The sequence below is a fragment of the Streptomyces sp. NBC_01304 genome, from assembly GCF_035975855.1.
Taxonomy (GTDB): Bacteria; Actinomycetota; Actinomycetes; order Streptomycetales; family Streptomycetaceae; genus Streptomyces.
Genome location: NZ_CP109055.1, coordinates 9,382,112 through 9,393,203, shown reverse-complemented (window position 1 = coordinate 9,393,203; position 11,092 = coordinate 9,382,112). Strand labels below are relative to the sequence as shown.

Sequence of the window (11,092 nt, the reverse complement as noted above, 5' to 3'; positions counted from 1 at the left end):
CGGCCCGCACCCCCGCACGCCAAACGGCGGGCGGACCGGCCGGGACAGCCGGCGGGCCGATTCGGCAGAACCTTCGTGAGTGGGCACCGCACCAAGGTCGCAATGGGTCCTCAGCGAGCGCTGATGCCTTCGCCCCGTGCAGGCTGCGGAAGGCGAATTCCACGGCTCCTCGGTTGCGGTCCTTGGGCCGCAACCGGGGCGGAGCAACAGTGCGGCTCAGCCGCTGGCTGCGGCCAGCTCGTAGCGCACGCCCAGGGCCTTCAGCATCTGCTGCTGCTCCGCGGGTAGTTCGGCGTCCGAGACGACCAGGTCGAAGTCGGTGAGCGGGGCAAGGCGGTAGAGGGCCTGGCGGCCGAACTTGGTGTGGTCCACCAGCAGGACCTTGAAGCGCGCCGCGTCAAGCATGGCGCGCTTCACCACGATGTTCTCCTGATGCTGGAGGTAGCAGCTGCCGGCGTCCACGGCCGCCGTCGACATGAAGGCGATATCTGCACGCAGCGAACGCACGGCGTCCGCGGTCGTCGTGCCCCAGAAGGCGCTGAAGGACGGGTGGTAGACCCCGCCCAGGCCGATCACCCTGATGTCGCTGTCGTCGGCGAGGTCGTTGATGACCTGCAGCGAGTTGGTGATCACGGTGTACGCGCCACGCGAGGACAGAGCCTGGGCGAGCGGCCGTACGGTGCTGGAGTCGTCGATGATGACGGCCTGGCCCGGCTCACTGACCGAGAGCGCTGCGGCGCAGATCGCCTCCTTGGCCTCGACCATCTCGTTGCCGCGCCAGCGGGTGTTGGACTCGTAGAGGGCATTGGGCGCGGCAGTGGCACCGCCCCTCACCTTCCGGAGCCAGCCTTGCTGTTCGAGGGTGTCGAGGTCCCGGTGGACCGTCATCTGGCTGACGCCGAGGTCGCGTACGAGGTCGTCGATGCTCACCGAGCCCTCGGCGAGAACCCGGTCGGCGATCTTCTTGCGCCGGTCCTTGGGGTTGAGTTTCTCCGATTGCTCGAGCACGGCCTTGCTCCTGTTCGTCTACCGGACAAGTCTAGGCGTTGCCTTCCCCCACGCCGTGGGAAGGGGGAACGCGGGCGGCCCTTCACCCCCCACAGGGAAGAGCCGCCCGCGAGCTCATTGCTGGGGCAGCACGACCGCCTTCACCGCCGTCACGTCTCGCGCCCCCACCGTCAGCGCCTGCTCCGCCTCGGCCAGAGGGAACCTGTGCGTGACGAGTCGGTCCAGGTCGACCTGGCCGGACGCGACCAGGTCCAGTGCGGTGGGCCAGGTGTTGGCGTACCGATAGGTGCCGGTCAGCTCCAGCTCATAGCTCTGGATGCGTGCCACGGGCAACTCCATCGACCCCCCGCCCATGCCGACGAGCACCACCCGCCCGGCCCGCGCCACCTGCCTGATCGCCTCCGGCACGGCGGGCGCGTACCCGGAGCATTCAAGGAGCACATCCGGCGTGAACCCAGCGTCGGCCAGTGGCGTTCGGGCCACGTTCACGGTGTGTGTGGCCCCCAGCTCGCGGGCCAGCTCAAGGCGGAGCGCGTTGACATCGCTCACCACTACTTCCGACGCCCCGAACGCCCGCGCCACCTGCACGGACACCAAGCCGATCGGTCCTGCCCCGGTGATCAGCGCCCGGTCCCCCGGCGCGATCCGGGCCTTCTGCGCCGCCCATACGCCCACGGACAGTGGCTCGAGAAGGGCCGCGGCCTGGTCCGAGACCTGCTCGGGCACGACGTGCGCGAAGTCCTCATGCGCGAGGGCGTACTCGGCGAAGGCACCGGCGGCCTCGCCCGGGACCGCGAAGAAGTGCATCGAGAGGCACAGGTTGTAGCGGCCTTGACGGCACTCGCCGCAGCGCCCGCAGGGCGTGCCCGGCTCGATGGACACCCGCTCGCCGACGACGCGCCGTGTGACGTCCGCGCCCACCGCGACGATCACGCCGCTCGGCTCGTGGCCGAGCACCAGAGGGCCGTCGACGGTCCATTCGCCGAGCTTCCCCTCTTCGTAGAAGTGGACGTCGGAGCCGCAGGTGCCGACCGCCAGGATCTTCACCAGGAGCTGGCCCGGGCCCGGCTTGGGCACCGGCACCTCTTCGATGCGCAGCTCGCGCGGGCCGAACTGGACGGCGGCACGCATGGTGTCAGGAATATCGGTGTTGTCGTGCTTCATGAAAGTTCAGCCCTTCGTCCCGAGTGCGGTGCTGACGGAGGCGAGGAGCTCGGACCAGGCGTCCTGGAACCGTTCCACACCCTCCTTCTCCAGCTTTTGCACCACCTCGCCATAGGAGCTGCCTAGGTCGGCGAGGTCCGCGAGGTGCTGCGCGGACCTCTCGTACGCGTCGCTGACGGTGTCACCGGTGATGACCGCGTGGTCCGCGGTGGCGTCGAGGGTGGCCTCCGGCATGGTGTTGACCGTGTCGGGGGCGACGAGTCCGGTGACGTACATCGTGTCCTCGTACGCCGGGTTCTTGACGCCGGTCGAGGCCCACAGCGGCCGCTGCACATTGCCGCCCGCGGCCTGCAGCTCCATCCAGCGCTCGGTGTCGGTGGACTCCTCGTACGCCTGGTAGGCGAGCCGCGCGTTGGCCAGTCCGGCCCCTCCGCGCCGGGCCAGTGCCCCCAGCGTGCCCAGCCTTTCGAGCATGGGATCGATCTCCGCGTCGACCCGCGACACGAAGAAGGACGCCACGGATTCGATGGTGGACGTGTCGATCCCGGCGGCCAGCGCCCGCTCCAGACCTGCCTGGTAGGCGTCCAGTACGTGCCGGTAGCGGTCGAGCGAGAAGATCAGCGTGACATTGACGCAGATGCCCTTGCCGATGACTTCGGTGATCGCCGGCAGGCCCGCCTCGGTCGCCGGAATCTTGATCATCGCGTTGGGCCGGTCGACCAGCCACCACAGGTGCTCGGCTTCGGCGACCGTGGCCGCCGTGTCGTGCGCGAAGGCCGGGTCGACCTCGAGCGAGACCCGGCCGTCGCGGCCTTCGGAGGCGTCGAAGACAGGGCGCAGGACGTCGCAGGCGGCCCGCACGTCCGCCGCGGTGATCATGCGAACGGCCTCACCGGGGGTGGCACCGCGGGCGGCCAGCTGGGCCAACTCCCGTTGGTAGCCGTCCCCTTCCATGATCGCCTTGTGGAAGATCGACGGGTTCGTGGTGACCCCGGTGATGTGCTTCGTACGCATCAACTGCGCGAGGTTGCCTGACACGATCCGCGACCGGGACAGATCGTCGAGCCAGATCGAGACTCCCGCGTCTGCGAGCGCTTCCAGATTCTTCATCGCCGGGCACCCTGGAGAGCCGCGCGGGCCGCGTCGACGACGGCCTGTGCGGTGATGCCGTATTTCTCGTACAGATACCGGTAGTCGGCGGACTCTCCGTAGTGCTCCAGGCTCACCACTCTGCCTTCGCGCCCGGTGATCCGGTGCCAGCCCTGCGCGATGCCGGCCTCGACGACGACTCGCGTGGCCACGGCCTCGGGAAGGACCGACTCTTGGTAGTCAGCGGACTGCTCGTCGAACCACTCCAGGCACGGCATCGATACGACCCGGGTCGGGATGCCCTCGGCCTGCAGCACCTCCCGTGCCTGCAGGGCCAGTTGGACCTCGGAGCCGGTCCCGATCAGGATCACCCACGGCTCGCTGCTGGAGGCTTCGGCGAGTACGTAGCCGCCGCGCGCCGCGCTGCGGGTCGCTTCGGCGTCGTACACGGGAAGGTTCTGCCGCGACAGGGCGAGCCCGTGCGGGGCGTCGTGCCTGCGCAGCAGCTCCCGCCAGGCGGCGACGGTCTCGTTGGCGTCGGCCGGGCGGACTATGTTGAGCCCGGGTATCGCGCGCAGCGAGGCGAGGCGCTCGACGGGCTGGTGGGTGGCGCCGTCCTCGCCGAGGCCGATGGAGTCGTGTGTCCAGACGTAGGTCACCGGCAGCCGCATCAGGGCTGCCATCCGCACCGCCGGACGCATGTAGTCGGCGAAGACCAGGAACGTACCGCCGTGCACGCGGGTGTTGCCGTGCAGGGCGATGCCGTTCATGACGGCGCCCATGGCGTGCTCGCGGATGCCGTAGTGGAGGGTGCGGCCGTACGGGTCCGCGGTGGGCAGCGGATTGCCGGCGGGGAGGAACGAGGAGAACTCGTCGATGGTGGTGTTGGTGGACCCGGCGAGGTCGGCGGAGCCGCCCCACATCTCCGGGATCACCGGGCCGAGGGCCTTGAGCACCGCGCCCGATGCCTTGCGGGTGGCGATCTCCTGGCCCGGCTCGAAGACCGGCAGGGGCTGCTCCCAGTGCTCGGGCAGCTCACCCGCGCGGATCCGGTCGTACGCCGCCGCGCGCTCCGGGTTCACCGCACGCCAGGCGGCCAGGGCCTCGTGCCACTCGGCGTGCCGGACACGGCCGCGCTCGCCGATCCGCCGGGCGTGCGCGAGGACTTCGGGGTCGACCTGGAAAAACTGGTCGGGGTCGAAGCCCAGCAGCACCTTGGTCGCGGCCGCCTCCGCCGCGCCGAGCGGGGCGCCATGTGTGGCGGCGGTGCCCTTGGCGTGCGGGGCAGGCCAGGCGATCTCCGTGCGTACGGCCACGAGGGAGGGCCGATCGGTCTCACGGCGGGCGTCGACGAGGGCGGCGTACAGCGCCTCGATGTCGACGTTCCCGTCGGGCAGCTTGTCCACGCGGACGACATGCCAGCCGTACGCCTCGTGCCGCTTGAGCACGTCCTCACTGAAGGAGACCGCCTCGGTGTCGCCCTCGATGGTGATGCGGTTGTCGTCCCAGACCAGGACCAGGTTGCCCAGGCGCTGATGGCCCGCGAGCGAGGCGGCCTCCGCGGCGACGCCCTCCTCCAGGCAGCCGTCGCCGGTCAAGCACCAGATGGTGTGGTCGAACGGGGACTCCCCCTCCGGCGCGTCCGGGTCGAACAAGCCCCGCTCGTAACGGGCGGCCATCGCCATGCCCACCGCGTTAGCGATGCCCTGCCCGAGCGGCCCGGTGGTGGTCTCGACGCCCGGGGTGTGCCCGAGCTCCGGGTGCGCGGGGGTGCGGCTGCCCGCCTTGCGGAAGGCCTTGAGGTCGTCGATCTCCAGGCCGTAGCCCGACAGGAACAGCTGCGTGTAGAGGGTGAGGCTGGAGTGCCCCACGGACAGCACGAAGCGGTCCCGGCCCGCCCAGTCGCGATCGTTCGGGTCGTGCCGCATGAGCTTCTGCTGCAGGACGTACGCGACCGGGGCGAGGCCCATCGCGGCGCCCGGGTGGCCGTGGCCGGCGTGCTGCACGGCGTCCATGGCCAGGACGCGTGCGGTGTCGACGGCGCGGCTGTCGAGATCGGTCCAGTCGAGGACGTCGGGGGTGCTGCTCGTGGTGGTGATACTCACCCTGGATCAGGGCTCCTTCCCAGGGGCGTACGAAGAACTGACGGAGGCGTCAGAGGTGCTGTGGAAGCGTCAAGGCTGAGGAACCGCTGGACAATTGATGAACCGTCAGGCTTGAGAAATCCTCAGACAGCGTGCGGAACCGTCAGGCGGCGTGCAGGTGGCGGAACTCGACCCGCTTGATCTTCTCGACCTTGGGCGCGCTGCTGCCGCCCGCGAAGTCCGAGTCGAGCCAGTGGTCGAGGCAGACCAGGGCCATCTCGGTGCCCATGGTGCGGTTGCCGAAGCAGGCGATCTGCGCGTCATTGGACTTGCGGGCCCGCTCGGCGCTGTACGGGTCGGGGATCTGCGCGGCCCGGATGCCGGGCACCTTGTTGGCGGCGATCGCCATGCCGATGCCGGTGCCGCAGACGAGGATGCCGCGGTCGTAGCGGCCCTCGGCGACATACACGGCGACACGCTCAGCGACGTCCGGATAGTCCTCGTCCTCGCGGGCGCTCAGGTCGGCGATCTCGTGGCCGAGGCCTTCGAGGTGTGCGACCATGGCGTTCTTCATCACGATGCCGGCGTCGTCGCAGCCGATGGCGATGGTGGGCTTGGCCTTCATGTCTGTGGCTCGCGCATCCGCGGCGGTGTTCATGTCGCCTTCTCCTGCTGGATAGTTGCTATCTCTTCGATGACCTTGCGCAGGCCCGGCACGTCGTGAGCGAGGCGCCCGAGGAACAATCCGTCGACGGCGCCCGCGAGTTCGCGCCAGGTCCCGGGGCCGGCTGCACCCCCGTAGATCAGTCGACCCCGGACGGCATGGCGGCGCAGGCAGACACGGATGGCGGTGGCCATCTTCCGCACGTGCTCCGCGGGGGCGGGACGGTGGGCGCCGATGGCCCAGACGGGCTCATAGGCAATGACGACCTCGCTGTCGGGTTCGGCCCCGGCGAGCGCGGCCCGCACCTGGGTGAGGGTCTCCTCGATCGCAGTGGGCAGGTCCTCGCCCTGCCGCTCGCCCGCACAGATCACGGGGACGAGCCCGGCTCTGGTCACGGCGCGCACCTTGGCGGCGACGATCTCGTCGGTCTCGCCGAAGTGACGGCGCCGCTCGGCGTGCCCGATCTCGACGTACCGCGCGCCCAGCTCGGCGAGCATCGGCGCGGAGACCTCGCCGGTCCAGGGCCCCTGCTCGGCCCAGTGCACATCTTGGGCGCCGTACGCGATGGCGGTGGGGCCGAGCAGCTCCCGGGCATCGGCGAGGGCGGGAAAGGACGGGGCGACGAAGAGGTCGACGGGGCGCGGCAGCAGAGCGAGTTCCGCATCCAGCCCCGCCACCGCTGCGAGCCACTGCCGGGTCTCTGCGAGTCCGAAGTAGAGCTTGAGCGAGACGCCGACCAGCGGGCGGACCGCAGCCGTCGAACGCTCAGCCGACTTCTCGGAAATCACATCATTCATGATGGACAAGACGTAATCATATGAGAAGTTCTCAAGGCAAATCGTGACTTTCTCATTTCTGATGTTACGTTGACGAGGTCCCTGGAAGGGTTCCCGACAAGGTCCCACCGAGTATCAAGCGCCACGGAACAGAACTTTCGTACTCATTTCTCATGATGTGCCGCCCGTACCCTTTCTGTGATCATCACTGCGATCCGCACCATCGAGAGACCGGCCATGAAGAAGCTGATTAACACCCCCGATTTGGTCGTTCCCGACGCGCTGCGCGGCATGGCCACGGCCCATCCGGAGCTTTCTGTGGACGCCGAAGCCCAGATCGTCACGCGGGCCGGCGGAGCTGTGCCCGGAAAGGTCGGGGTCGTCTCGGGCGGCGGTGCTGGGCACGAACCGATGCAGGTCGGTTTCGTCGGTCGCGGCATGCTCGACGCGGCGGTCTCAGGACCGGTCTTCACCTCGCCGGTTCCCGACCGCATCCTGGAGGCGACCAGAGCAGGCGACAGCGGTGCGGGCGTCGTACACATCATCAGCAACTACACCGGTGATGTGCTCAACTTCCTGATGGCAGCGGAAGAGGCCGAAGACGAGGGCATCAAGAGTGCGCAGGTGATCGTCGCCGACGATGTGGCGGTCAAGGCCGACGGCACCAACGCCGGACGCCGCGGCACCGGCGCCGTCCTCCTGGTGGAGCGGCTCGCGGGCGCGCTCGCCGAGACCGGCGCCTCGCTCGCGGAGGTGGCCGCTCTTGGGCAGCGTACGAACGATATGTCCCGCTCGTACGGCGTCGCGCTCACCTCCTGCACCACCCCCGCCAAGGGCACCCCCAACTTCGAACTCGGCGCGAACGAGATCGAGCTGGGCATCGGCATCCACGGCGAGCCAGGGCGCGAGCGCCGCGCCGTCACCACCGCACGCGAGATCGTCGAGGCCATGGTCGGGGCGATCCTGGAAGACCTCCCCGAGGCAGCCGGCGCACCCGTCATCGCGCTGATCAATGGGCTCGGCGGAACCCCGCTGCAAGAGCTCTACATCATGCACGCCGAGCTCGAGTCGGCCCTTTCCCCGCGCGGCATCACCATCGCCCGCTCCCTTGTGGGCAACTACATCTCCAGCCTCGACATGGCCGGCTGCACGATCACACTGTGCCGTGCCGACGAGCAGATGCTCGCGCTGTGGGACTCCCCCATCCACACGCCCGCCCTGCGCTGGGCCTGCTGAATCCTTCCGCACGCACATACGCACGCACGCGCTTGCGCATCCTCGACGCCGGAGCCCCCATGCCCTTCGACCTGAACACCGCCTACTTCCGCCGCTGGCTGCACCGCACCGCACAGGTCGTCAACGAACAGAGCTCGCACTTCACCGACCTGGATGCCGCGATAGGTGATGCCGACCACGGTGCGAACCTGGATCGTGGCTTCACCGCTGCCGCGGCCGCAATCGCGAAGGACGAACCGGCCTGCCCCGGCGCCCTGTTGACGACCGTCGGCTCGGTGCTAACCAATACCGTGGGCGGGGCTTCGGGACCGCTGTTCGGCACGGTACTGCGCCGCATGGGCAAGAAGCTCGGCGAGGCGGAGACAGTCACCGCCGAGGCGCTGGGTGAGGCGCTGGCCGCCGCGCTCGCGAGTGTGCAGAGGCTCGGCGACGCGGTCCCCGGCGACAAGACCTTGGTGGACGCGCTGGCCCCCGCGGTGGCCGCGTATGCCACGGCGCTGGAGTCCGGCGCGAGGACCGAGGACGCGCTGAGGGCAGCCGCTGTCGCCGCACGCGAGGGCGCCGAGGCCACCGCCGCTCTCCAGGCCCGCCGCGGCCGTGCCAGCTACCTCGGCGAGCGCTCCATCGGCCATCCCGACCCGGGCGCCACCTCCACCGCGATCATCCTGACCGCACTGTACGAGGCCACCGACCGCGACGTGTGCAGCACATCCGCCCCTCAAGGCAGCGCCCGCGCCGAGGAGGCGTCTCTCGACCGGACAGCTCCGGACCGGGTGGGCATCGTCCTCGTCTCGCACAGCCGCGAAGTTGCCGCCGCCACAGCCGAGTTGGCCAAGGCCCTCACCGGCATGGACGACCCTGCGCCGATCGCCGCGGCAGGCGGGACCGAGGACGGCCGCATCGGCACCAGCGCCGAACTGGTCCGCCAGGCCCTGAAGGAGGTCGACGGCGGCAAGGGGGTCGCAGTCGTCTGCGACATGGGCAGCGCCGTGCTCACCCTGAAGGCACTCCTCGCCGAAGGCGGCCTTGCCGACGGCGTACGCATCGCCGACACCCCCTTCGTGGAAGGCGCCGTCGCGGCCCTCGTCACGGCCTCCGTCGGTGGAGACCTCGACATGGTGATCGCAGCGGCGGACGACGCCCGTGGCTACCGCAAGATGTGAGCTGCACTGACGCACCCGCACACCGGGCCCCAGCCTCTCCTTCCTGGACCGGTCACTGCCCGGCCCACAACCCCGATCATTTCCTCGCCAACAACTGGCACCCCCGGCAACGACCGTTCAGCCGTCGCTACGGTGGCCTGATGATCACTCCTGATGAGGGCGGATGACAGAACGAATCCCGCAGTCCGGGCATCCCGCCGACGCAGGCGACCCTCACATCGACGGAATGTTGGTGCGCCCGTACGTACGTGGACCGGCCGATCCCAATCCACACGTATCCGGTGCACCGGGTCCGCTGCCGATCCCGCCATCGCTGAGTCAGGAAGACACGGCGCGTGTCGCTGATCCGCTTGTCCCTGACACCTCCAGCGAGATGCGCGGACGGCGTGCGTCGCGTCCGTTGCCACGCTGGCGGGCACCTGCCCTGTGGGTGGCCGCCGCCGGGACGGCGACGACTTTCGTGCTGTGGGCACCCCCGGACAGCGATCAGCCGTCATCTGCCGTACCTCGCCCAGGGCTTGCCTCCCCCACGGAGCCGGAGCCACAGCCTCCGACCTCTGCCGATGCGTCCTCCGGAGTTCCCACTGGCCGGGCGTCGGCTCCCTCGGCCTCCCCCTCAGCCGATACACAGCGGACTCAGTCCGCCCGACCGAGCTCTACCCCTTCGCCGTCCGCGCCTCCTCCGGCCGACTCCGCGGGCATCCTGCGACCGGGGGCCAAGGGGCCTGCTGTGGCACGCCTGCAGAGCCTGCTGTACGACCAAGGCAAGACGTACCTCATCCAGGACGGCCACTATGACTCCGACACGGAACGAGCGGTTCACGAATACCAGCAGGAGAACGGGATCACCGGCGACCCTGCAGGTGCGTACGGGCCGGCCACCCAGGCCGCTCTCGATCCCACGAGCTGACCTGCCGCCCTCCGACGTGCCGATTGGGTGGTCCACTCGGGAGCTCCCAACCCGACTGTACGGATGAGCAGTTGGCGAGCCATACGAATAGATCAAGTTTCAGGCAGGCGGGTCCGCGACCAAGATCATCTGTGTCGGCCAAGCGCTCCCCGCGCTGGGTGAAGTTCCCCCTGAACACGGACAGCGGGGGTTACGCGGGGGGTGCTTCTATCTGTTCGGTCAAGGTCTGTGGACTTGGTCAGGCTGTTTGTTCGTGTCCGGGTTGATAGAGGGTGCGGTGCTTGAGCATGGCGTGCAGGACGTCGACGCGGCGGCGGGTGAGGCAGATGAGGGCTGCGTTGTGACGCTTCTTCTCGGCACGCTTCTTGTCGTAGTAGGCCCGCAATTCGGGACTGCTCAGCGAGGCGAACGAGGCGAGGAACAGGGCCCGTTTGAGCATTTTGTTGCCGCCGCGGGGTGGTCCTTCACCGCGGATGGAGGTTCCCGAGCGGTGTGTGGTGGGGGTCAGTCCTGCGTAGGAGGCCAGGCGGGCGGCGGTGGGGAACGCGCTGGCGTCGCCGACCTCGGCCAGGATGCGGGCGCCGGTCCTGACCGCGACCTCAGGCATGGAGGTCAGGACCTTCGCGAGAGGGTGGGCCTCCAGCAGGGCGGCGACGCGGGCTTCGAGCATTTCCCGGCGCTTGAGCAGCACCGCGAGGGACTCCGCCAGGCCGGAGACGATCTCGGCGGCCGAGGAGGTGCCGGGAACCTGCACGGTCTGCTCGGCCAGCATCGTGTTCGTAGAGAGCGGGCCTCACCCTCGAGCACACAACGCCTTCTCCTGAACTGGGGCTCTGTGCACCCAGCGCGCGACAAGATGTGCTCGGCCGTCTCACTCAATCCAGTCGACGCAGGGCATGTCGAGGCGAACGACCGACTTCGACGAGACGGGTAAACGGTGAGCCGTCGCAGCCGAATGTCGCTCCGTGTGCCGAATACAGTTCGCTACAGCGAGTACT

The 11,092-nt window shown here is 69.2% G+C and carries 9 protein-coding genes and 1 pseudogene; 3 read left to right on the top strand and 7 right to left on the bottom strand.

Translation table 11 applies throughout. The features are described from left to right. Positions 1-216 precede the first annotated feature (216 nt). The 6 genes from OG430_RS41905 to OG430_RS41880 all read right to left on the bottom strand — a co-directional run bounded on the left by OG430_RS41905 (position 217) and on the right by OG430_RS41880 (position 6,806). Complete coding sequence (locus tag OG430_RS41905) at positions 217-1,008, bottom strand: DeoR/GlpR family DNA-binding transcription regulator (protein WP_327357916.1); 792 nt, start codon at positions 1,006-1,008, stop codon at positions 217-219. Between the two features lie 114 nt (positions 1,009-1,122). Continuing rightward, entirely contained in the window at positions 1,123-2,172 is a 1,050-nt protein-coding gene (locus OG430_RS41900; protein WP_327357915.1) for an NAD(P)-dependent alcohol dehydrogenase, read from the bottom strand. A gap of 6 nt (positions 2,173-2,178) precedes the next feature. Continuing rightward, positions 2,179-3,282, bottom strand: a complete 1,104-nt coding sequence (tal, locus tag OG430_RS41895; protein WP_327357914.1) for a transaldolase — start codon at positions 3,280-3,282, stop codon at positions 2,179-2,181. Continuing rightward, a complete protein-coding gene (tkt, locus tag OG430_RS41890; RefSeq protein WP_442816650.1) occupies positions 3,279-5,366 on the bottom strand; it encodes a transketolase in 2,088 nt (695 codons plus the stop codon). The genes tal and tkt overlap by 4 nt, the downstream gene beginning before the upstream one ends. 142 nt (positions 5,367-5,508) lie before the next feature. Continuing rightward, positions 5,509-6,003, bottom strand: a complete 495-nt coding sequence (gene rpiB / locus OG430_RS41885; RefSeq protein WP_327357913.1) for a ribose 5-phosphate isomerase B — start codon at positions 6,001-6,003, stop codon at positions 5,509-5,511. After that, positions 6,000-6,806 (bottom strand): triose-phosphate isomerase family protein, encoded by an 807-nt coding sequence (locus tag OG430_RS41880; protein ID WP_327359445.1) that lies wholly within the window; start codon positions 6,804-6,806, stop codon positions 6,000-6,002. Before OG430_RS41880 ends, rpiB begins: the two co-directional genes overlap by 4 nt. 216 nt (positions 6,807-7,022) lie before the next feature. Here OG430_RS41880 and dhaK point away from each other — a divergent pair, with 216 nt between their 5' ends. The 3 genes from dhaK (at position 7,023) to OG430_RS41865 (ending at position 10,094) form a co-directional block, all read left to right on the top strand. Next, positions 7,023-8,021 carry a dihydroxyacetone kinase subunit DhaK gene (gene dhaK / locus OG430_RS41875; RefSeq protein ID WP_327357912.1) on the top strand — a complete coding sequence of 333 codons (999 nt, stop codon included), beginning with the start codon at positions 7,023-7,025 and terminating at the stop codon, positions 8,019-8,021. A 59-nt stretch (positions 8,022-8,080) separates the two neighbouring features. After that, a complete protein-coding gene (gene dhaL, locus OG430_RS41870) occupies positions 8,081-9,184 on the top strand; it encodes a dihydroxyacetone kinase subunit DhaL (RefSeq protein WP_327357911.1) in 1,104 nt (367 codons plus the stop codon). A gap of 730 nt (positions 9,185-9,914) precedes the next feature. Further along, a complete protein-coding gene (locus tag OG430_RS41865) occupies positions 9,915-10,094 on the top strand; it encodes a peptidoglycan-binding domain-containing protein (RefSeq protein ID WP_327357909.1) in 180 nt (59 codons plus the stop codon). A gap of 238 nt (positions 10,095-10,332) precedes the next feature. Here the strand turns inward: OG430_RS41865 and OG430_RS41860 are convergent. Further along, positions 10,333-10,863, bottom strand: a pseudogene (locus OG430_RS41860) (transposase); the annotation flags it as partial. Positions 10,864-11,092 lie beyond the last annotated feature (229 nt).